The sequence below is a fragment of the Modicisalibacter xianhensis genome (genome assembly GCF_900113605.1).
GTDB classification, from domain to species: Bacteria; Pseudomonadota; Gammaproteobacteria; order Pseudomonadales; family Halomonadaceae; genus Modicisalibacter; species Modicisalibacter xianhensis.
Genome location: NZ_FOPY01000001.1, coordinates 69,863 through 91,858, shown reverse-complemented (window position 1 = coordinate 91,858; position 21,996 = coordinate 69,863). Strand labels below are relative to the sequence as shown.

At 62.0% G+C, this 21,996-nt stretch carries 20 protein-coding genes; 8 read left to right on the top strand and 12 right to left on the bottom strand.

Annotated features, from left to right (window positions below; translation table 11 throughout):
• Positions 1 to 52 precede the first annotated feature (52 nt).
• The 5 genes from modC to BM194_RS00400 form a co-directional block, all read right to left on the bottom strand.
• A complete protein-coding gene (gene modC, locus BM194_RS00420) occupies positions 53 to 1,174 on the bottom strand; it encodes a molybdenum ABC transporter ATP-binding protein (RefSeq protein ID WP_092842670.1) in 1,122 nt (373 codons plus the stop codon).
• A 15-nt stretch (positions 1,175 to 1,189) separates the two neighbouring features.
• Positions 1,190 to 1,891, bottom strand: a complete 702-nt coding sequence (gene modB / locus BM194_RS00415; RefSeq protein WP_092842669.1) for a molybdate ABC transporter permease subunit — start codon at positions 1,889 to 1,891, stop codon at positions 1,190 to 1,192.
• 14 nt (positions 1,892 to 1,905) lie between these two features.
• The gene (gene modA / locus BM194_RS00410; RefSeq protein ID WP_092842668.1) at positions 1,906 to 2,703 is read right to left on the bottom strand and encodes a molybdate ABC transporter substrate-binding protein; all 798 of its coding nucleotides are present in this window, start codon (positions 2,701 to 2,703) and stop codon (positions 1,906 to 1,908) included.
• An 87-nt stretch (positions 2,704 to 2,790) separates the two neighbouring features.
• On the bottom strand, positions 2,791 to 3,168 hold the full coding sequence (locus tag BM194_RS00405) for a winged helix-turn-helix domain-containing protein (RefSeq protein ID WP_092843015.1): 378 nt from the start codon (positions 3,166 to 3,168) through the stop codon (positions 2,791 to 2,793).
• A 76-nt stretch (positions 3,169 to 3,244) separates the two neighbouring features.
• Positions 3,245 to 3,721 carry a peroxiredoxin gene (locus BM194_RS00400; RefSeq protein WP_092842667.1) on the bottom strand — a complete coding sequence of 159 codons (477 nt, stop codon included), beginning with the start codon at positions 3,719 to 3,721 and terminating at the stop codon, positions 3,245 to 3,247.
• A gap of 176 nt (positions 3,722 to 3,897) precedes the next feature.
• On the opposite strand from BM194_RS00400, the gene BM194_RS00395 reads away from it, so the two are divergent.
• Positions 3,898 to 4,962, top strand: a complete 1,065-nt coding sequence (locus tag BM194_RS00395; RefSeq protein WP_092842666.1) for an aldo/keto reductase — start codon at positions 3,898 to 3,900, stop codon at positions 4,960 to 4,962.
• Between the two features lie 40 nt (positions 4,963 to 5,002).
• On the opposite strand, the gene BM194_RS00390 is transcribed toward BM194_RS00395, so the two are convergent.
• On the bottom strand, positions 5,003 to 6,859 hold the full coding sequence (locus BM194_RS00390; RefSeq protein ID WP_244890826.1) for an ABC transporter ATP-binding protein: 1,857 nt from the start codon (positions 6,857 to 6,859) through the stop codon (positions 5,003 to 5,005).
• Positions 6,860 to 6,964: 105 nt separating this feature from the next.
• Entirely contained in the window at positions 6,965 to 8,317 is a 1,353-nt protein-coding gene (locus BM194_RS00385; RefSeq protein WP_092842664.1) for an MFS transporter, read from the bottom strand.
• A gap of 546 nt (positions 8,318 to 8,863) precedes the next feature.
• Here BM194_RS00385 and BM194_RS00380 point away from each other — a divergent pair.
• Positions 8,864 to 9,445 carry an ANTAR domain-containing response regulator gene (locus BM194_RS00380; protein ID WP_092842663.1) on the top strand — a complete coding sequence of 194 codons (582 nt, stop codon included), beginning with the start codon at positions 8,864 to 8,866 and terminating at the stop codon, positions 9,443 to 9,445.
• A 9-nt stretch (positions 9,446 to 9,454) separates the two neighbouring features.
• Entirely contained in the window at positions 9,455 to 10,678 is a 1,224-nt protein-coding gene (locus BM194_RS00375; protein ID WP_092842662.1) for a CmpA/NrtA family ABC transporter substrate-binding protein, read from the top strand.
• An 85-nt stretch (positions 10,679 to 10,763) separates the two neighbouring features.
• Here BM194_RS00375 and BM194_RS00370 read toward each other — a convergent pair whose 3' ends face one another.
• Together BM194_RS00370 and BM194_RS00365 are read right to left on the bottom strand one after the other, a co-directional pair.
• Positions 10,764 to 12,434: a peptidoglycan DD-metalloendopeptidase family protein gene (locus BM194_RS00370; protein ID WP_092842661.1), complete on the bottom strand. Its 1,671-nt coding sequence runs from the start codon at positions 12,432 to 12,434 to the stop codon at positions 10,764 to 10,766.
• Between the two features lie 260 nt (positions 12,435 to 12,694).
• Positions 12,695 to 13,528, bottom strand: coding sequence for a pirin family protein (locus BM194_RS00365; RefSeq protein ID WP_092842660.1), 834 nt, complete (start codon positions 13,526 to 13,528; stop codon positions 12,695 to 12,697).
• A gap of 96 nt (positions 13,529 to 13,624) precedes the next feature.
• Between BM194_RS00365 and BM194_RS00360 the strand changes: the two genes are divergently transcribed.
• Complete coding sequence (locus BM194_RS00360; protein ID WP_092842659.1) at positions 13,625 to 14,524, top strand: LysR family transcriptional regulator; 900 nt, start codon at positions 13,625 to 13,627, stop codon at positions 14,522 to 14,524.
• A gap of 108 nt (positions 14,525 to 14,632) precedes the next feature.
• Positions 14,633 to 15,637, top strand: coding sequence for a glutathione S-transferase family protein (locus tag BM194_RS00355; RefSeq protein ID WP_092842658.1), 1,005 nt, complete (start codon positions 14,633 to 14,635; stop codon positions 15,635 to 15,637).
• Positions 15,638 to 15,857: 220 nt separating this feature from the next.
• On the opposite strand, the gene BM194_RS00350 is transcribed toward BM194_RS00355, so the two are convergent.
• Positions 15,858 to 16,310, bottom strand: a complete 453-nt coding sequence (locus BM194_RS00350) for a YaiI/YqxD family protein (RefSeq protein WP_092842657.1) — start codon at positions 16,308 to 16,310, stop codon at positions 15,858 to 15,860.
• A gap of 420 nt (positions 16,311 to 16,730) precedes the next feature.
• Between BM194_RS00350 and BM194_RS00345 the strand changes: the two genes are divergently transcribed.
• Both BM194_RS00345 and BM194_RS00340 read left to right on the top strand, forming a co-directional pair.
• A complete protein-coding gene (locus tag BM194_RS00345; protein ID WP_092842656.1) occupies positions 16,731 to 18,440 on the top strand; it encodes a DEAD/DEAH box helicase in 1,710 nt (569 codons plus the stop codon).
• 186 nt (positions 18,441 to 18,626) lie between these two features.
• Complete coding sequence (locus BM194_RS00340) at positions 18,627 to 18,740, top strand: 30S ribosomal protein THX (RefSeq protein WP_092842655.1); 114 nt, start codon at positions 18,627 to 18,629, stop codon at positions 18,738 to 18,740.
• Between the two features lie 99 nt (positions 18,741 to 18,839).
• Here the strand turns inward: BM194_RS00340 and BM194_RS00335 are convergent, their stop codons facing one another.
• Together BM194_RS00335 and BM194_RS00330 are read right to left on the bottom strand one after the other, a co-directional pair.
• Positions 18,840 to 20,165, bottom strand: coding sequence for an APC family permease (locus BM194_RS00335; RefSeq protein WP_092842654.1), 1,326 nt, complete (start codon positions 20,163 to 20,165; stop codon positions 18,840 to 18,842).
• Between the two features lie 47 nt (positions 20,166 to 20,212).
• Positions 20,213 to 21,028, bottom strand: coding sequence for a carbon-nitrogen hydrolase family protein (locus BM194_RS00330; protein ID WP_092842653.1), 816 nt, complete (start codon positions 21,026 to 21,028; stop codon positions 20,213 to 20,215).
• Between the two features lie 95 nt (positions 21,029 to 21,123).
• Between BM194_RS00330 and BM194_RS00325 the strand changes: the two genes are divergently transcribed.
• The gene (locus tag BM194_RS00325; RefSeq protein ID WP_218155340.1) at positions 21,124 to 21,936 is read left to right on the top strand and encodes a helix-turn-helix transcriptional regulator; all 813 of its coding nucleotides are present in this window, start codon (positions 21,124 to 21,126) and stop codon (positions 21,934 to 21,936) included.
• Positions 21,937 to 21,996 lie beyond the last annotated feature (60 nt).

Genomic DNA, 21,996 nt, shown 5'->3' with positions numbered 1-21,996 from the left:
TTATTCTTCAGCGTACGCAGTGTGACGAACGCTTGTTTCAGTATGTTACCCATCAACGTGTCTCGAATGCCACGCTGCGTATCAACGCTACCACCGGCATGCCCACGTCGAGCCCCATTTCGTCGAGGGCATGGCGTGTCAGCCGGGCGCGCAGTGCCTGGCCACTCACGCTCAGGCCCAACTCGACGCTGGCGCGGGAGCCGTCCAGAGGCTCGATGCGTTGGATAACTGCATGGAGTCGGTTGCGATAGCTGATGTCTCTTGGCTCGGTCAGGGCAAGCGCCACGTCACGCACCGGAATACGCAGGCGCAAGCGTTGACCGGGGCTGGCATCGAGCCTGGGGACGCTCAGTGTCTGTCCATCCTCGAGCGTCAGCCGAGTCAGGGCGTAGTGAATATCGTGCATCTCCACACGGGCGGCGATGACCGAGGCTGCATCGAATCCGCCTAGGTGCTCGGTGAGATCGAAGCGGTTGAGCAGGACGTCCAGGCGGCCCTCGGCGCGTACCTGGCCCTGGTCGAGCAGGACCAGGTGGTCGGCGATGGCGGTGAGTTCGTGCGGGTCGTGGCTGACGTAGACGATAGGGATATCGATATCTCTCGCCAGTTGATCGATATAGTGCAGCAATTCCTGCTTGCGGGCACCGTCGAGGCCGGTCAGGGGCTCGTCCATTAACAGCAGGCGGGGTGCGGTAAGCAGGGCCCGACCGATGGCGACGCGGCGTGCCTCACCACCGGAAAGCGTGGCCGGTAAACGCTGCAACAGGTGGCCGATGCCGAGCAGCTCGACAATAGCATCGACGCGTGAGCGCATCGAAGGGTGCAGGCCATAGGCGAGATTGCCGCGTACCCGGTAATGGGGAAATAGTCGGGCTTCCTGAAAGACCACGCCCAGGCGGCGGCGATGCGGCGGTACCTGAATGCCGCGACGGGTGTCGGTCAATGTCTTCTCACCGAGCCGAATGGTGCCGCTGTCGGGGCGATCGAGCCCGGCAATCATGCGCAGCAGGCTGGTCTTGCCGCTGCCCGAGGCGCCGAACAATGCCGTGACGCCCTTGCCGGGCAAGGTCAAGCTAGCTTGCAGGTGGAACTCGCCCTGGCGTCGCTCCACGTCCAGGCTCAGGGCCGTGCCGTTGTTAGCATGGAAATGGGTGACGGAAGTCGCGTCGGGCATGAGTGTTGGCCGAAGTCAGCGCTGACTGTCGCGTTCGCGCAGCCGGCGGCGGGCCAGGCGGGCCAGCCACTCCGAAACCAGCAGCGACAGCATGGCAATGATGATTGAAAGCACGCACAAGCGTGCGGCGGCGGCTTCCGCGCCTGGCGTCTGGATCAGCGTGTAGAGCGCCAGGGGCAGGGTGCGTGTCTCGCCGGGGATATTGGAGGCGAAGGTGATGGTCGCGCCGAACTCCGACAGGGCCCGGGCAAAGGCCAGTACCGTACCGGTAAGCAGGCCCGGCAACGCCAGCGGCAACGTGATGGTGAAGAATACCCGCCAGCGGTTGGCACCCAGGGTACTGGCCGCGGCTTCCAGCTTGACGTCCACGGCTTCCAGGGAAAGGCGCACGGCGCGCACCAGCAATGGAAAGGCCATCACACCGGCGGCGACCGCCGCGCCTTGCCAGGTGAAGGGCAGCGTTACGCCGAACCAGGCATCCAGCCATTGCCCCAGCCAGCCCTGGCGGCCCAGCGAGATCAGCAGTAGATAGCCCACGACCACCGGTGGCAGCACCAACGGCAGGTGCACGATGCCGTCGAGCAGCGCCTTGCCGCGAAATTCGTGGCGGGCCATCAGCCAGGCCAGTGCCACCCCGGGCACGAGAATACCCCCGACCGCGGTACCGGCCACGCGTAGACTGATGAGGATGGCTTGCCATTCGGCCTCGGTGAGCATCGTTGTATCCGAGGTCAATGAGCGCCGGTGTCAGCAGGCAGGAAGCCGAAGCCGCTGAAGACCGACATGGCCTCGTCGCCTTTCAACCAGTTCAGGAAGGCCTGGGCCGCCGCGTCAGGTGCTTTGCCGATCAGCGCGGCGGGATAGGTGATCGGTGCATGACTGTCGCTCGAAAATTGTCCCAGTTGACGTACCTTGTCGCTGGCCAGGGCGTCGGTGCGATAGACGATGCCCAGCGGTGTCTCGCCGCGCTCGACCAGTGCCAGGGCGGCACGCACGTTGTCGGCGCGGGCCAGTCGCGGCTCGAGAGCGTTCCATTCACCGATTGATTTCAGGGCCTGCCTGGCGTAGATGCCGGCGGGAACATGGGCCGGATCGCCCACCGAAAGCCGCTGTCTGTCCTCCAGGCGTTCTGCCAGAGACGCGCCCTCACCGGGCGAGAACGGTTCAATATCAGTTTGGGGCGAAGCAATCAGCACCAGGCGATTCTGCAACAGCTCGGTGCGTGCCTGTAGCGAGATACCCTGCTCGGCCAACCAGTCCATCCAGCGCTCGTTGGCGGAAATGTACAGGTCGGCCGGCGCGCCATTGGCGACCTGGCGGGCAGCGGTGGATGACGAGGCATACACCGGCACGATATCGACATCGTGGCTCTGTTCGTAGCGTGCGGCAGCGGCATCCAGGGCATCGGTGAGCGAAGCGGCGGCGTAGACGTGAACGGATGACGCGGCATTTACCGGCAGGGCCAGCATGGCGAGCGTGATCAGGGAAAGTCGGGCGAGACGGTGGCACAAGGCGTTGCAGGGTAGCATGACGTTCTCGCTATGTATGAAAGGAAATAACGGGGCAACTATAGCGTCTCGGTTTTTCGTGCGCCAGCCGAGGAGACGCCATCTGTGTCAGGAGGGAGTCTCCGGTGTCGTTTCCAGCAAGGCCAGCAATTCCCGAGCCTCGCGGCAGGTCTGTGGATCCAGTCGTTGCTGCAGGGCACGGTAACGCATCAGCACTTCCTCACCCAACGGTGTCAGGTAGGCGCCGCCGCGTTCACTCCCGCCAGTACGGGTCTCGACGACCGGCGCCGGCAAGTGGCGATTCATGGTGTCGATGAGCTGCCAGCCTTTCTTGTAACTCATGCCGAGTTCGCGACTGGCCGAGGAAATCGAGCCGGTATGCTCGATGGCTTCCAGCAGGTCGGCCTTGCCGGGACCGAGCACGACGTCCTTGGCTGCGACGAGGCGTAACTGGAAGCGAGGCGTAGTGTGACGTGTGCGGGTCATGGTGAGGCTCGATAGCATCAAAGCCTCGTTCTAGCATGTCCTGCGGGCCGTTGCAGCCCGCAGGAAGCCACAGGCATCAAAGCTTGTCGAGGACCGCCTCGGCGCTGCTTTCGTGAACTCCCTTGGCATCCACGCCGATGTATTCCACCACGCCGTCGTTGGCAATCAGCGCAAAGCGCTTGCAGCGTGTTCCCATGCCGGCGCCACTGGCGTCCATTTCCAGGCCAAGGGCATGCGTGAACTCGACATTGCCGTCGGCGAGCATGGTGAATGCCTGGGCGTTCTGGTTTTCCTGCCAGGCGCCCATCACGAAGGCATCGTTGACCGCCATGCAGGCGATGGTGTCCACCCCCTTGTCACGGATCTCGTCGGCCTTGATCACGAAGCCGGGCATATGGGTATTCGAGCAGCCGGGCGTGAAGGCGCCGGGCACGCCGAACAGCACCACGCGCTTGCCGGCGAACAGCTCGCCGGTCGAGATGTCCTCGGGGCCGCTGGCGCCATTGGTCTTGATTGTTACGTCAGGAATCTTGTCGCCGGTGGAAATGGTCATGCGGTGTCCTTCTTCATCGATTGGGTGAAATTCACTGTAGCAAGAGGCTTGGCAGGCCGGAAGCCGTTGGTTGCGCAAGCCGGGCTACAAGCGCTTACCCGACATGACTTGCCCCCGGGCGAGACCCGACTAAAGTCGAAAGGTGTTCTGCTAACGATCCATTCAGGGAGGAAGGTATGGAATATCGGCAATTGGGTCACTCCGGTCTGAAGGTCTCCAAGCTGGTCATGGGGACGCTGACACTCGGTGGTCGGGCAGGCTTCGAGCAGGCCGGCAATATCGATGCGACGCAAGCGCGGCGTATGCTCGATATCGCCCTTGACCATGGCGTCAACCTGGTCGATACGGCCAACATGTATTCCATGGGACTGGCCGAGGAAGTGCTTGGCAAGGCCCTGCAGGGCAAGCGCGACGAGATATTGCTGGCGTCCAAGGTGCGCACGCCAATGGGTGAAGGGCCCAACGATGGCGGGGCCTCGCGCTACCACATCATCCGTGAATGCGAGAACAGCCTGCGCCGGCTGAATACCGATCATCTGGATCTCTACCAGTTGCACCAGTGGGATGGCGAAACGCCGATCGAGGAGAGCCTGGCGGCGCTCGACCACCTGGTGCAGTCCGGCAAGGTGCGTTATGTCGGCACCTCGAACTACAACGGCTGGCAGATGATGAAAGCCATGGCGGCGGCGCGTGAGCATGCGCTGGTCCGGCCGATAAGCCAGCAGATCTACTATACGCCCGAGTCTCGCGAGGCCGAGTACGAGATTCTGCCGGTCGGCCGCGACCAGGGCCTGGGGACGCTGGTCTGGAGCCCGCTGGGCGAAGGGTTGCTCTCCGGTCAGGTGCGTCGTGATAAGCAGGTTTCTTCCGATCATCGACAGGGAACCGACTGGCCCGAACCCTACGTGCATGATTGGCAGCGTGCCTACGACATCATCGATACCCTGGTCGAGATTGGTGACGGCCAGGGTGTCTCTGCCGCGCGTGTGGCTCTGGCCTGGTTGAATGACCGGCCTGGCGTAACCTCGCTGATCGTCGGTGCCCGCAACGAAGATCACCTCGAGGACAACCTGGCGAGCATGGAGCTCAAGCTCAGCGAAGAGGAGATCAATCGCATCGAGGAAGTGACTCGGCCGGTACCCATCTACCCGTACTGGCACCGGGCCATGAACGGGACTGATCGTCCGGAGCCGGCCGATGAGCCGTTCATGAAAGGGTTCCGCAAGACAATGGGGTTGTAAACGTCAAGCCTTGCTCCGCCCGGGGCAAGGCTTGACTGGCTCATTGATACCCCGCTGCCTGCAGGCGGAACAGCTGGGCATACCGTCCATTGCGGGCGAGCAGGGCAGAATGATTGCCGCGCTCGATGATGCGACCGTTGTCGATGACCACGATCTGGTCCGCGGCGCGCACCGTGGAAAAGCGGTGCGAGATCAGCAGGGTCATACGGCCTTGGGCATGGCGACGAAACTGCTCGAAGACCTGGGCTTCGGCAGCGGCGTCCATGGCCGCGGTGGGCTCGTCAAGCACGAGGATGTCCGCGTCTTCGCGCATGTAGGCCCTAGAGAGGGCGATCTTCTGCCATTGCCCGCCGGAAAGTTCCTGGCCGCGCTGGAACCAGCGGCCGAGCTGGGTATGGTAGCCGTTCTCCATGCGTGCGATGAAGTCGTCGGCCATGCCCTGTCTTGCCGCACGTTCCCAGCGTGCCGTGTCGGTAAACGCCTCGACATCGCCGACCCCCAGGTTCTCACCGACCGGTAGCTGATAACGCACGAAATCCTGAAAGATGACACCGACACGCCGGCGCAGCATGCCAATATCCCAATCGAGCAGGTCGCTGCCGTCGAGCAGGATACGCCCTCGAGAGGGTTCGTAGAGCCGGGTCAGCAGCTTGATCAGGGTGGTCTTTCCGGAGCCGTTCTCGCCGACCAGCGCCAGGCTCTCGCCGGGCTGCAGGTGAAGGTCGATATCCTGCAATACCGGCCGTTCGCCGCCGGGGTAGGTGAAGCTCACGCCCTCGAAGCGGATACCGTCGCCGGGTCGGATGCCTGCGGTCAGGTGGCCGCTGTCGGTCGCCACCGGATGCTCCAGGTACTCGTAGAGGTTCGACAGGTAGAGGTTGTCTTCGTACATGCCGCTGATCGCGGTCAAGCTGGCCGATAGGGCGGACTGGCCCTGCTTGAACACGCTCAGGTACATGGTCATCTGGCCCAGCGTCAGGCGACCGAGGATGGTATCCACGACCACCCAGGCATAGGCAGCATAGAACGACAGGGTGCCCAGCAGGCCGAGCAGGAAACCCCAGGCATCTCTGCGGATCGTCAGGCGCCGGTCCTCGGCATACAGGGTGCGGAAGATATCGCGATAGCGTCCCAGAAACAGTGACTCGAGGCCAAACAGCTTGACCTCCTTGATGCTGTCCTCACGGGCCAGCACCGTTTCCAGGTAGGACTGCATGCGAGTCTGAGGCGAACGCCAGCGGAACAGGCGGAACGCATCGCCCGAGAACTTGGCCTCGGAGACGAATACCGGCAGGGCGCCAATGACCAGGATCAGCAGTGCCCAGGGCGAGAACTGCCACAGCAGCAGCGCGAAGCTACCCAGCGAAATGGCGTTCTGGATCAGGCTGAAGGTCTTATTGACCAGTGCCAGAGGGCGTGACGAGGCTTCGCGACGGGCGCGGGTCAGCTTGTCGTAGAGCTCGGAATCCTCGAACTGCGACAGCGACAGGGTGCCAGCCTTCTCGAGAATCATCACATTGACGCGCTGGCCGAGCAGAGCACGCAGCAGCGATTGCTGGACCGATAGCCCGCGTTGGGCGAGGGCGATCAGAGCAATCACGCCCATCTCCATCAGCACGTAGCGCATGGGTGGCCAGAGCAGGGACTGCCAGTCGAGGCCGGGCTGCTGGGCATGCTGTTCCATGGCTGCTACCACTGCATCGACGATCAGTTGCCCGAGGTAGGCCGCCACGGCAGGTAAGATACCGGCGACCAGCGTGCAAATGGCCAAGCCGATGGTCAGGCCGCGAGAGGTGCTCCAGACCAGGGCCAGTGCACGGCGGCTATAGCGGAAGACGCTGAAGAATCCGGGCAGGAGATGCCGGGACTTGGCTGGGGGCTGTGAGAGACGCGGCACACGACCATCCGATTCGGCGACAAACGCCATAGCCTAGCATGACCCGGCAAACGAAAACCGCCGCCCCGAAGGGCGGCGGTGTGTCGCGGAGCAAGCCGGTAAAGCTCAGCGCAGCGACAGTTCGGCCGGAGCGGCACTGCCACCGGCTGCCTCGCGATAGGCCGCATCCTCCTCGGCCAGCACCTGGGGCGAGAAACGCACCAGCATGGTAGCGAAGGCGGCAATCGATACGGCAATGCCGAGGTAGAACAGGCCCTGCTGGTAGGTCAGCGATTCGGAACGGAACAGGAACCCGGCCGCCACGGCGCCAGCGTTGCCGCCTGCACCGACGATGCCGGCCACGGCACCCAAGGCCTTGCGATTGACGAAGGGCACTACACCGAAGGTGGCGCCTTCGGCCATCTGGGTGAACAGGCTGAACACCAGCATGATGCCGATGGCCAACGTCAGTACATGCATCTGCGAGAAGAACATCAATGCTACCCCTTCGCACAGCATGGCGATGAACAGCCAGCGCACACGGCCCTTGAGACCGCCGCTTTTGGCGAACAGGTCAGAGAACACGCCGCCTAAGGTACGCGCGAACAGGTTCATCAGGCCGAACAGGCCGGCGATCATGCCGGCAGTAGCCAGGTCGAGGTCGAAGGTATCGAAGAAGTAGATGGCGGCGATGTTGTTGATGGTCAGCTCGACACCGAAGCAGGCGGCGTAGACCACGAACAGCGCCCACACGCGAATGTCCTTGGCAGCGGCACCGAAGGTACTGGCCATGCTGTACTCTTTTTCCGCCTTGGGCAGTTCGCCGCGCTCGCGCAGTTCGTCGAAGTTGCCGTTGGGTGCATCCTGAGTGAAGAAATAATAGGCCAGGCCGGTCAAAAACAGCACGATGCCGGGCACCACCATGGCCAGGCGCCAGCCAAGGGTTTCCTCGACACCCAGCATCAGGATGCCGGCGAAGATCAGCGGCATGAGAATCTGGGTCGTTCCGCCACCGAGGTTGCCCCAGCCGGCGGTGGTCGCATTGGCAGTACCCACTACATTGGGGCCGAACATGACCGACGTGTGATATTGCGTGATGACGAAGGATGCGCCGATCGCGCCGATGGCCAGGCGCGCCAGGAAGAAGCTCTCGAAGCTGTCGGCGAAGCCGATCATCATCACCGGCAGGGAGCCCAGGCACAGCAGCCAGGTATAGGCCTTGCGCGGGCCGATCTTGTCGCACAGCACGCCGATCGCCAGACGGACGATAACGGTGATTGCCACCGAGGCAATGATGGTGTTGCCGATCTGGGTCTTGGTCAGGCCGAGATCGTCACGTACCACCGCCATGAGCGGTGCAATGCCGAACCAGCCGAAGAAGCAGATGTGGAAGGCGAACCAGGAGAAGTGAAAGGCCTGCATCTGCGGTGTGCTGAAATTGAACAGTCGTATCCTGTTGGCTTTGTTGCGAATGTCCATGGGACGGTCCTCGTCGAGTCGCTATCGAACACGGATTCATGGGCCTTCGGCATTGAAGGTCCGGGTTCGACGCACTCGTACTTGGTCGCGCAAGCCTGGTCCACGTCCTGTGTTTTTCAACAAGCACCTTGCATGCCAAATATAAAAATAAATTATCTTTCAGAAGCTTGTGTTCATGGAATAAGAAGATGACGCTGGTCTATCGTGGATGCGGCCCAGCGTTGGCGCATCCTCGTGCCGCTTTGCACAATGGCAATGCATGGTCGTGTCGAAACTTCCCCGCCGTTGCAAATGGTCTTGACGGCTCCCTCCTTGTTTTTCGCAGCGCATTCTTCTGGTGCAACGTGTCGGCCCCTGCCTCTGCCTGGTGCGTGTTTACCGTTCCTATCGCGTGCAACGACCCGTGGCAGGTGCATGTGGGTATGGCACGAAACCTGCTAGAACAAAGGGCAAAACAAGGTCTGCCCAATTGCACGCACACGAATCAGCGGGGAGCGATTCGAGCAGGCAGGCCAGACAAAGCATCCATCAGCATGGGGAGTACGGATGGCTATCAGGGTGCTGATCGTGGACACCAAGGACGAGCGCTCCCGGGCACTGGAGGAAGCACTCGTCGAGGCCGGTTTCGACGTTGTCTCGACCGTGGACGAGCAGGACGACCTCTACATCACCATGGAGGCGCTGCAGCCGGACGCCGTGATCGTTGATGCGGCACTGCCCAGCCGCGATACGCTGGAGCACCTGGGGCAGCTGGGGCGACGCTATCCCAAGCCGATGATCATGCTGGCCGAGGAAGAAACGCCGGATCTGACGCAGCAGGCCACCCAGGCCGGCGTGAGCGCCTATGTCGTCGACAGCATCAACCCGGCATTGGTGCGGTCTATGCTCAACGTATCGATTTCCAGCTTCGAGTCCTATCGTGCGCTCAAGGGAGAATTGAGCCGTACCCAGGAGAGCCTGGCACAGCGCCGCGCGATCGATCGCGCCAAGGCCGCCATCATGGAGATGCGAGGCCTTGGCGAAGATGCGGCATACCAATACATGCGCAAGACGGCCATGAACCGACGCATGACGATCCATGAGTTGGCCCAGGAACTGCTGTCCGCCACGGGCAAGAAAGCAAAGTAGGAGAAGTGCATGAACTCGACCCTGGCTGACGGGAATAATCCAAAGCCTGAGCTGCAGCGCCTGACGCTGGGAATGTTGCCGCTCAACGATGCCGCGCCGCTCATCGTCGCCCTGGAAAAAGGGTTTTTTGCCGATGAAGGACTGGATGTGTCGTTAAGCGTCGAGGCCTCGTGGGCAGGTCTGCGAGACGGCATGCAGTTGGGCATGCTTGATGGGGCCCAGATGCTGGCGCTGATGCCTCTGGCGTCTACGCTGGGTCTGGATGGCCGCGCCATTCCACTGATCTCGGCGATGACGCTGAACCTGGGCGGTAATGCCATTACGGTCTCGCAGGCGGTTCACGCGCACATGATCGCGCTGGATCCTGATGCGATGCGCTCGCCGGTGGCTCAGGCGAAGGCGCTGGCACAGGTGATCGAGACGAGACGTGAGACCGGCGAGTCGAAGCTTCGCTTTGCCAATGTGTACGCGTTCTCCTCGCATCGCTACCTATTGCGCTACTGGTTGGCGGCCGGGGGGATCGACCCGGAAAACGATCTGGAGTTGCGTGTGGTGCCGCCAACGTTGATGGCGTCACAGCTCGAGTCCGGGCGGCTCGACGGCTATTGTGTCGGCGAGCCCTGGAACCGGCTGGCGGCGAGCCGCGGCCAGGGGCGTATGCTGTGCGGAAGTTTCGATATCTGGGGTGGCAGTCAGGAAAAAGTGTTCGGCGTACGTGAGGCGTGGGCGCAGCAATACCCGAATACGCATCGGGCTCTGCTGCGGGCCCTGCTGCGTGCGTGCCGATGGCTCGACGAACCTGGCAACCGGGAGCAGGCAGCCAGGCTGCTTTGCCTGGGCGGGTATCTGGACGTGTCTCCGGCAGTCGTCGAGTCAGGACTGCGCGATCCTCAACAGGCCTCGTCGAGCCGGGAGGAGGGCGGGCTGGCAGGAGCGACCCTGTTCCACCGGCATGCTGCCAACTTCCCCTGGCACTCGCAGACGCTGTGGTATGCCCGACAGATGCAACGCTGGGGGCACCTGGACAAGAATATCGACCTGCAGGGTGTCGTCGAGCGCTGCGTGCGTCCCGATCTGTATCGGCAGGCCGCCGCCGACCTGGGTATTTCCGTACCGTTGGTCGACAGCAAAGCCGAAGGGGCGCATGACGCCGCTTGGCGCCTGGCGGGCGACCGTGGCGACATCGTAATGATGGCGGATCGCTTTCTCGATGGGCGTCACTACGGCCCCTGAATAGGCTTGATACCGGACGAGAGGCAAATGAAACGGCCCGCCATGAGGCGGGCCGTGTCGTTAGGAGCGCAGGAGGGGCTCTCGCTCATGAACCGTCGGGGCGATTCGAGGAGGCCGAGCGACTGGCGACCACTGTACCGTCGTTGTCGTTGTCCATCTTGGCCAGGAGCTGCTGGGACTCCTTCTTGAATGCCGCCAAGGCTTGGCCGGTCAGGTTCTTGCTTTCGGGCAACTTGACGCGCATGGGGTCGACCTGGCTGTTGTTGACCATCACTTCGTAGTGCAGGTGCGGTCCGGTGCTGCGGCCGGTATTGCCGGACAGCGCGATCTTCTGGCCCATGCTGACGCGGTCGCCTTCGGACACCAGACGCTTTGACAGGTGCATGTAGCGTGTCTTGTAGCCGTTGTCGTGGCGGATCACCAGGTAATTGCCGGCGCCGTTTTTCTGGAACGCCGCCTTGACGACACGCCCCTCGGCGGGTGAGGTGACCGGTGAACCGGTACGCATGGCAAAATCGGTACCGCGATGCGGGCTGATGCGGCCGGTAATCGGGTGCTTGCGACGCAGGTTGAACGATGAACTGATCCGGTAGCTGCCATTGAACGGATGACGGCTGAAGGCCGGGTCGAGGCTGTGGCCGTCGGGTGTATAAAAACGATCGTCCGCAGAGTTGCGGACGACGGTCAGGTCCATCCGGGCACCTTCGTAATGCGCCGCGAGGATGCGCGAGTCGGTGGCCTTGCCCTCGATCATGTCGGTCTCGACCAGGACCTCGAACTTGTCGCCACGGCGCGTATCGCGACGGAAGTTGAGTTTCTTGGAGAGCAGCACGGAAAGTTCCGCGACTTCGGCATAGGAGAGGCCGGTGGCGCTGGCGGACTGGGCAAAGCTGCCGCTGACGGTACCGGCAAACAGACGTTCGGTGGCCTGGGCAGTCTTCTCGAAGCTGGTGACCTCGAAGCTCTTTTCTTCGACGTTACGCTCGATCAGGTAGCCGGTGCGAGCGTTCTTCATGACGCGCAGAGCCAACAGGTCGCCAGTTTCGTTGAGTTTGAAGTCGAAGCTATCGCCGACACGCCAGCGCGTGAGGGCTTTCTTTTCCGGCATTTCGTCGAGCAGCTTCAACACTTCGCTGTAGCCGAGACCCAGCGTGCGTTCAGCCATCACGGCGAAAGTGTCGCCCGGCTGAATGGTGTAGGTCTCCCAGCTCGGGACGAAGACTTCATTGGCCGCCAGCTCTTCTTCAAGCTCGATATCGCCATCGCTGAGGATCAGCGGGTCGGCGGAAAGGTCTTCATAGGAGGTACCGCCGATATCCTCGTATTCGGCCGCCTCCGGTGCGTTCCAAGGCAGTTGCATGGCGAGATGCAGGGCCTGGGCGTCTACCTTGGCGGCTTCCTTGACGGAAGGCGCTGTAGTATCGGTAGCGACCGGCGCCGGCTTGAGCGGGGTGACGATCTCGGCATCGGTGGCATCCGATTTGGCCAGGAAGCTGACGTCGACGATGTCGTGCGCCTTGAGACTGGCCAGTGGGATAGTCTGTCCCGTAACGTCGCCGCCCGACGATGTATCGCTGGCGGTATCCTTTCCGGTGTCGGCAGGGGGCGTCGTTACCGACGATGCTGTACTGGCATGCGCCTGAAGGTCGGCAGGCAGGGTAACGCTGGGAAGATTGACCGCGACGAGGGACGGCGAGTGAGTGCCGCTAGTGTCGAAAGCCGAAATGATCTTGTGCGTACCCAGCACTGTAACCATGGTGGCTACAGGTAAAATAAGTAACTTATGTGTGCGGGGTAGCGAATGGAGTATTCGCAACATGATGGCCTGGTAACGTGTCAAGTGAATAGAAAAAGGCGAAGGAACCTTAACCTATCGAGACACGTCATGCCTAGCTGTAAATAACTACAGCTATTAAACTCATAGCCAACGGCTACAAGAAATTACCAAGCCTATCATTTTATTACATGATTGGCCCCGGTTTGATTACCGGGGCCAATAAGCCTATCGGGCCGAGCCTATCCGGTCAATGTGCCATCGCGATAATCACTGAGTGCCTGTTCGAGTTCGGCTCGCGTGTTCATCACAAATGGACCGTAATGCGCGATCGGCTCCTCGTGGGGCGTACCGGCCAGCAGCAAGGCCTGAGCGCCGCGCTCACTCGTCAGACGAACCTGATCCCCCGGGCCCAACCTGGCCAGTTGACCTTGGGGGACCGGAGTCTCGCCGACGACGAGCGTCCCCTCGAAGGCATAGACCAGCAGGGTCGGCGAGGTCTGGTTCAGCATCATCTCGCCGTCAGGCTGAAGTCTGGCATGGGCAATGGCAGCCTGACCGGCTAGCGTATCCAGCGGGCCATCGATACGCTGCTCCCCGCTGTGCCACTGACCGCCCAGCGCGACCAGTTCCGCCTTTTCGGCGGTAAGGTGTGGCATCTCGGCGGCACGCACGTCGCGATAGGTTGCAGGGCTGAGCTTGTCTCTGGCCGGCAGATTGATCCATAGCTGGAAAGCGTGCAGCCCCTGGCTATCGGTCAGTGGCATTTCAGAATGGATGATGCCCTGCCCGGTATGCATCCACTGGGCGTCGCCGGCCCCGATGGTACTGGCATGCCCCAGGTGATCTTCATGCGACAGGCCGCCATGCACGACGTAGGTCAGCGTTTCGATGCCGCGATGTGGATGCGGAGGGAAGCCGCCGATGTAATCGTCGGCGCGATCCGATCCCAATTCATCGAGCATCAGGAAGGGGTCGAGACCGCCGCCGAAGTCGTGAATGCGGGAAATCTTGACGCCATCGCCATCCTGGCTGGGGTGGCTGCGAATCAGGCGTTCAACAGGGCGAAGGGCCATGGTTACCTCCGGATACGTTGATATGCTTCGCATTCTAGTCCGTATTTTTCGAAGATTAAGCGCATAATTTAGCTTGAATCATTCGAGGAAAACGAAATGTCGCGGGTAACATTGGCACAATGGCAAATGCTTGCCGCTGTTGTGGATCATGGCGGCTTCGCACGGGCGGCCGACGCCATTCACAAGAGTGCGTCCACACTCAATCATGCCGTCCACAAGATGGAAGATCAGCTCGGCGTGCAGCTTCTCGAGCCGGTCGGCCGCCAGGTGCGCTTGACCGAAGCCGGGGAAATGCTGCTGCGCCGGGCCAGGCAACTGATCGAGAATGCCTCGGCCCTTGAAGAGGTCGCGGCCAGTCTGTCGGCAGGGCTGGAGACCGAGGTGGTGCTGGCCGTGGATCAGATCTTTCCCGCCGATGCCCTGGCCCATGCCCTGGAAACGTTTTCCCGACATTACCCGCACGTACGTGTCCAACTGCACGAAACGGTGCTCAACGGCGGAATCGAGATGCTCTACGACGGCCGTGCGGATATCGTCGTCTCTGGCCTGGCGGCGCAGGGGTTTTTAGGTGAGCCGCTGGCCTCGCTGCGTTTCATCGCCGTGGCGCATCCCGACCATCCTCTGCACGGGTTGGGTCGGACGCTCGATCTGCGCGATCTGGTTCAGCATCGCCAACTGGTCGTGCGCGACTCGGCATTACGCCAGGCCATGGATGCCGGCTGGCTAAAGGCCGAGCAGCGCTGGACGGTCAGCCACCTTGCCACCTCGAAGGACATGCTCATGCGTGGCCTGGGGTTTGCCTGGTTCCCCGAGACGCGTATCCGCGAGGAACTCGACTGCGGGAGGCTCAAGCCGTTGCCGCTGAGTGCGGGCGGTATCCGAGAAGTGCCTATGCAGTTGATTTTCAGCGACCGGGACCGGGCGGGCCCCGCCACGCATGCCATGGCTCACGCCTTGGCTGATGCCGTTGCTAGCTGCTGTCTGGTGGCGGAATGATTCGATTCCGTCGAATGGTTGGCGGAAAAAGTTGCACGGCATGCCATTTCATTCCGGCTTACCCTGTCTGCCAGCGATAGCGTATCAGTGGAAGCGGGAGAGAAAATTATGGGTTTGTTGATCGATGGTCAGTGGCACGACCAGTGGTACGACACCAAGAAACACGGCGGTGAGTTCGTGCGTGAATCGGCCAAGTTGCGCAAATGGATTACCGCCGATGGTGCGCCGGGGCCGCAAGGGCAGGAGGCGTTGCCGGCCGAGGCGGATCGTTACCACCTTTATGTCTCGCTGGCTTGCCCATGGGCGCACCGCACCCTGATCATGCGCAAGCTCAAGGGGCTGGAGCGCCTGATCGGCGTGTCGCATACCAGTCCACTGATGTTGGACCAAGGCTGGAACTATCGTGTCAGCGAAGGGGCGAGTGGCGATCCGCTCAATGGCGTCGATTACCATCACCAGCTCTATACCCTGACACAGCACGACTATACCGGACGTGTCACGGTGCCGGCGCTGTGGGACAAGCTCGGCAAGCGCATCGTCAACAACGAGTCAGCCGAACTGGTGCGTATCTTCAACGAGGCCTTCGACGACATTACCGGCAATCGTCTGGATTTCTATCCGGCCGATCTGCGCGACACCATCGATGCGATCAATGCCGATGTTTACGATCACATCAACAATGGGGTCTACAAGTCGGGCTTTGCCACCGAGCAGGGCGTCTACGAGAAACATGTCACGGCACTCTTCGAGGCGCTGGACCGTATGGAGGCTCGTCTCGACGGGCAACGTTACCTGGCTGGCGAGTGGCTGACCGAGGCGGATATCCGACTCTTTACCACCTTGGTGCGCTTCGATGCCGTCTACCATGGGCACTTCAAGTGCAACCTGCGACGCATCGAGGATTACCCCAACCTCTCGAATTACCTGCGCGAGTTGTATCAGTGGCCGGGGATCAAGGAGACGGTCGATTTCGAGCATATCAAGCGCCACTATTATTACAGCCACGATACGATCAATCCGACCCGTATCGTGCCGAAGGGACCCTTGCTGGGTCTGGAGCGGCCTCATGACCGTGAACGGTTGACGGGACGAGGGATTCGCGAGAAAGGCTAAGCCTGGTTCGAGTGGGGCATACAAGCACCGCAGTACGCGATGCACCGTCAGCAAAGCGCTGGCGACTGTGAAGCGGCTAGCGATGATCGACAGAATGTCGATCAATGATAGGCAAGAGGGACCTTGTTCCTATCCGGTTCGCACAAGCCGCAAGCATGTCGCCAGGATTCGCTTTGTGAGGTGCAGAACGTACTGCCGTGCTGGCGGGGCCATTCTCGGATCAGTTTCTTTGCTTCGCCAGCCAGCGATCCAGGGCATTGGCGAATTCACGCCGGTCGGCGTCCGAGTAGCCCTTGGGCCCGCCGGTATGTTCGCCGCTGGCACGCAGGGTCTCCATGAAGTCGCGCATCTGTACCCGGGCGCGGATATTGTCCGGTGTCAGTGCCTCGCCGCGGTTGGTCATCACCTGCGCGCCCTTGTCCAATGCTTCCATGGCCAGCGGCAGGTCGGCCGTGACCAGCAGGTCCCCCGCAGAGAGGCGGCTGACGATTTCATTGTCGGCAGCATCGAAGCCACTGGACACGGACAACGGCTTGACCCAGCGCGAAGGCGGCAGGGGTAGGGCATGATTGGACACCATCCAGGTCGGCGTTTCGGTGCGCTCGGCAGCGCGTATCAAGATGTCTCGCGCGACGCGCGGGCAAGCGTCGGCATCGACCCAGAGGGTGGGCATCGATCAAAGGCTCCAAATAATTCGCAGGTGAAGAAAATGTAGAAAAAAGTCTCACGAAGGTGTAGTATGACACTTCCTCGCATGTGTTGACCCCCACCATCCTATATCGATTCGCCCCCATGACTTGCCAAGCGGCAGGGGACGTTTCTCTCCATGGCGCGTTGTAAGGCTCCTGTCGAGCCGAAGAGTGAGCGCCCGGTGCAAGATGGAACGCCAAGAGGGCCTGTTCGGGCCGGCGTAAAGGTCGCCACACTGTTCGTCTTTCACTGCATACCGCGGTGACGGTCATGAAACGGACAGGACGCAGGTGCGACCCGGTGCCATGTCTCGTTGCCACGTTCAAGTGAACGGCAACCGGAAGCGACAGGGCACCACGACATTCATCGACCGGTGAACGACACCGGTGATTCAAGGTGTGATATGACCTCGACTTCTGTTGCCTCACCGAGCTTCGGTGACCTGGCACTGTTGCCTGCTGTACTCTCTGCACTGGACACCCTGGGCTACGAAACGCCCTCGCCGATCCAGGCACAGACCATTCCGGCCCTGCTGGAAGGTCGCGATATGCTGGGCCAGGCCCAGACCGGCACCGGCAAGACGGCTGCCTTTGCGCTGCCGCTGCTGAGCAAACTCGAACTCAACCGCCGCGAGCCCCAGGTACTGGTGCTGGCGCCGACCCGCGAACTGGCCCAGCAGGTGGCCGTGTCGTTCGGCAAGTACGGCCAGAATCTGCCCGGGCTGGAAGTCGCCAGCCTGTGCGGCGGTCAGGAATATCGTGACCAGCTCAGCGCCCTGCGTCGTGGCGCCCAGGTGATCGTCGGTACGCCCGGCCGTGTGATCGACCACCTCGACCGTGGCAGCCTCAAGCTCACCGGCCTGTCGGCACTGGTGCTCGACGAAGCCGACGAGATGCTGCGCATGGGCTTCATCGACGACGTCAAGCGTGTCGTCTCCGATACCCCGACGACGGCGCAGCGCGTATTCTTCTCTGCCACGTTGCCGGCCGAGATCGAGCGTATCGTCAACCGTTACCTGGTCGATCCGGTCAAGGTGGCCATCGAGTCCAAGGCCGATACGGCAGCCAGCATCGACCAGCGCCTGGTGCGTGTCGACGGTGCCGCCAAGCTGGAGGCGCTGTCGCGCATCCTCGAGGTGGAGCCGGTGGATGCGGCGATCGTCTTCGTACGTACGCGTGCTGCCTGCACCACCCTGGTCGAGCAGTTGACCGCCCGCGGCATCAATGCCGCTGCGTTGTCCGGTGATCTGGACCAGAGCCTGCGTGAGCGTACCGTGGCACGCCTCAAGAAAGGCAAGATCGATGTACTGATCGCGACCGATGTGGCCGCGCGCGGTCTCGACGTGCCGCGTATCACGCACGTGGTCAACTATGATCTGCCGCAAGATTCCGAAGCGTATACGCACCGTATCGGTCGTACCGGTCGTGCCGGTCGCTCCGGCGTGGCGATCACCTTCGCCGGCTTCCGTGAGACCCGCAAGGTACGTTGGCTCGAGCAGGCGACCGGCCAGACCATGGCCGATACCGAACTGCCTGACGAGACAGCAATTCGTGCCCATCGCGACGAGCGCTTCCGTGAGCGGGTCGTCGGTGCACTGACTGCCGGGGCAGAAGAGCAGCGCGCGCTGGTCGAGCGCCTGGTCGAGGAAGGTCACGATCCGGTCGAGCTGGCCTGTGCCTTTGCTGCCATGGCGCGAGCCGATGAAGCGCCGATCGGTCGTCTGCCCAAGCCGGGCGCACGCAACGATCGCGAGCGTGCCCCGCGTGACGGCAAGCCGCCGCGTCGCCGCGACAGCGGTCCGTCTGAGGGCATGACCCGTTACCGGGTTTCCGTCGGTCACAAGGATGGCGTCAAACCCGGCCAACTGGTTGGGGCGCTGGCCAACGAAGGTGGCATCGAAGGTTCGCGGATCGGTCGTATCGACATCCGCAACGCCTTCTCGGTCGTCGAACTGCCCAGCAGTCTGCCGGCCAGCATCCTGGCCAAGATGGCTCGGGCGCGGGTGGCCGGTCGCTCCCTGGAAATCGCTGAGGACCGTGGCGCGCCGGAACGTGCACCGCGTCGCCGCACCAGCGATGGTGACGCGCCGATCCGCCGCAGCTCGCGCGCCTGATTGCCAAACGGATCTGCCCCTCAAAGGCCGGAGCGAATGCTCCGGCCTTTTTCGTGTTGGAGGTTTACGAATGCTTCGGGGATGTCCTTGACGATGAGGGGTATCACCTCCAACACTGGGGATAGCCGGTAACCCGGTCATTGATTCTTCGCTATTCGCTCATTTTTACCGCAAGGAGGCTTTTCCATGGCCAAAGGCGATCATCGTAGCAAGCGTGGCAAGATCACTCGTGGCAGCCACGGCCGCCGGCGCCCGAACACCCAGCGTCAGAAGAACCGGCTCAAGGAGCGTGGCTTCTAGCTGGCGAGGCGTGACGGTAGCCACGCCGTGTAATGATTTGCGGTAAACGAAAACACCCACCACAAACCGTGGTGGGTGTTTTCGTGTCAGGGTGACTGGTCACCCTTCGTCGAAGTGTAGCGCCGGCGGCGGCTGGCGGAAGCCGCGGGTCAGCCAGACCAGCCAGGCCAGTCCGCAGGCCAGCCAGAGACTTCCAAGCGTGATGGCCAAGTGATCAAGACTCGCCATCAGCCACAGGATGGCCCCTAACCCTATCAACGGACAGATCAGGAACCACAGGGTATCGAGACCGCCACGACGGCGTTCCTTGAGGTAGTAATGGAAGATGACTGCCGTATTGACCAGGGCAAAAGCCAAAAAGGCGCCGAAGTTGATGAACGAGGCCGCGGAAAGCACGTCCATGGTCAGTGCCAGCAGGGCCACCGCCGCACTCAGGCAGAGTCCGCCAACCGGCGTACCGAACTTTCCCAGCCGACCCAGCAGGCGCTTGGGCAGCACGTCGTCACGGCCCATGGCGTAGAGCAGGCGGGCGCCACTGGCCTGGGCGGCGATGCCCGAGGCGAACTGGCCGACGATCAGGCCGATCAGAAAGATCGAGACGAAGATGTCACCGCCGATGTTGCGCGCAATGCCATAGGCGGCAGCATCTGGATTGGCGAAATCGGTACTGGGGGCGGCGAGCTGCACGAAGTAGGACACGATGATGAAGATCAGGCCGCCGATCAGGGTAATCAACAGGATTGCGCGCGGCAGGGTGCGCTTCGGGTCCTTGGTTTCCTCGGTCAGGGTAGTCACGGCATCGAAGCCCAGGAAGGAGTAACAGGCCACGGCCGCCCCGGCCATCAGCGTCGACAGCGAGGCCGAGGACTCGGCGCCGAGGAACGGTGCCAGACTCCAGAACGGCTGCGTCGGGTCGCCGAGGATGTAGTGCATGCTCAGGCCCACGAAGGCGACCAGTACCAGGACCTGAACCAGCATCATTACGCTGTTGACGACACTGGCGAGCTTGAGGCCAAGGATATTGATGAGCGTGGTTACCGCAATGAAGGCCAGCAGCCAGACGGCCTGAGGAATGGCGGGAAAGGCGGAGGACAGGTAGGCAGCGCCGATCAGCCAGATCACCATGGGCAGGAACAGGTAGTCCAGCAGAATCGCCCAGCCGGCCAGAAAACCCAGCCGGTCATCGATGGCATGACGCACGTAGGCATAGGCCGAGCCGGCCACGGGATAGGCACTAGCCATGCGCCCATAGCTGTGCGCGGTGAACAGCATGGCCAATAGCGCAATGAGATAGGTCCCGGACACGGCGCCTTCGGAAACCACGGCAAGCACCCCGAAGGTGCCCAGCACAATGATGGGGGTCATGTAGGCCAGGCCGAACAGGACGACCTGACTGAGAGACAGGGTTTTCTTGAGTTCCGACATGGTCGGCTCCTTGCTGTCGTTGTTGTGGTGGAGTGGGGAATGGGTTGTCAGTTCAGCAACCAGTGGCGCTGGCCGTCGGGCAGTTCATCGAGCCGGCCGAACAACGGGATGCGTCGGTCGTCGAGATAGTGGTAATCGCGCCTTGCCACATCGCGACGCGAGAAGTCGAGCGTCGCGCGTGCCACCCCCTCATCGCGGCCAAGCTCGGTCACCAGTTGGCCAAGTGGATCGACAATGGCGCTCTCGCCGGCAAAGGTCATGTCGACGCCGTTGCCGGCGCGGTTGGTCATGGCCACGAAGGCCTGGTTCTCCAGCGCGCGAGCGATGGCTGTGCTGCGGTGCACCGGACCGTACGGATCCATGTTGCCGTTGGTGATCACGATCAGTTCGGTGTCCATCGCCGCCAGGGCCCGGGCAGTCTCGGGAAACTCGATGTCGTAGCAGACCAGCAGGCCGATGCGTCGGCCGCGCCACACGCCGCACACCATGCGATCGCCCGGTGTGACCAGCTCGCGCTCGTCGGGCCACAGGTGGGTCTTGCGATAGCGCAGGGCGATACCGTCCTCGGGTGTGATCAGCACCGTGGTGTTGAAGACCCGCTGGGCGTCACGTTCGAGAAAGCCGATGGCGATGGCCAGGTCGCGTTGCCGGCTGGCTTCCTTGAGGGCAGTCAGCTCCGGTCCGTCGATGGCCAGGGCGCGATCCTCGACATGGCTTGGTTCGGCAAAGCCGGTAAGGTGGGTTTCGGGAAACACGATCAGTTGCGTGTCGTCGTGACTGCGTTCGATCTGAGTCAGGGCTCGGTCGAGGTTATAGGCGATATCGCCCTCTCGTCCTGACAACTGGGCGAGTTCGATCTGCATTCGACCACTCCTGTTGGGTTATTCTTGGGTGCTGGGGATGCTTTCAGTATGCCTATTGCGACACGACTGCCTATTCCATGTGAGGGGTAACGCAAGTGGGGGATAACGCCTCGAGGCTGCATGAAGGACTCGTATGGCATCGCGGCTTCGGGCTGCTGGTCGACAAGCTCGACGCGCCGAATTTCTGGCTTGGTGTGGCGCGTCTGCTAGGCGATCACGTGGCGTTCGACACCTGGGTGGCGCTGCTGTTCTCACCGCATCGGCCGCCGACGATCTTCGCCGAAAGCGACGAGGAGGACGGCAGCGACGAACAACTGTTCCAGGATTATCAGCGGGGACTCTATCTGCTCGACCCGTTCTACATCGAAGCGTGTGCCCGTGCGCGTAGTGGCCTGCTGCGTCTCGATGATGTGGCGCCCGAATGCTTCACGAGTACCGAGTATTACCAGCGCTATTTCCGGCGCAATATCGTCGCCGACGAGATCCAGTTCAATGTCGCCCTGGACCACGAGCAGGTGCTGTGCCTGTCGCTAGGCTCGTCGCAGCGCTTCGACAGCGAGGCAATGGGCACGCTGCTGCTGATCCAGCCTTGGCTGCTGCCGCTGATGCGCCAGCGCATGCACTTCGAAGCGTTGGCCGAACAAGTCTCGGGGCCACATCCCTGGCATCCGCAGGGGGTTCAGTCACCACCGCCTGCGGTGAACAGTCTCACCGATCGGGAACGCGAAGTGAGCCAGTTGATGCTGGGCGGCTGTTCGACCAAGGAAATCGCACGACGGCTGAATATTTCCGTCGAGACGGTGCGTGCCCACAAGAAGCACCTCTACACCAAGCTGGGCATCAATTCGCAATCGGAGCTGTTTGCCCTGTTCTGGCAGGCGCGGCAGGATGCTCAGCCTCAGGCCTAGCGGTGAGGCAGGCGAAAGGGGGCGAGTGCCCCATGGTTATCCTCGAAGGCCTGCCTCTAC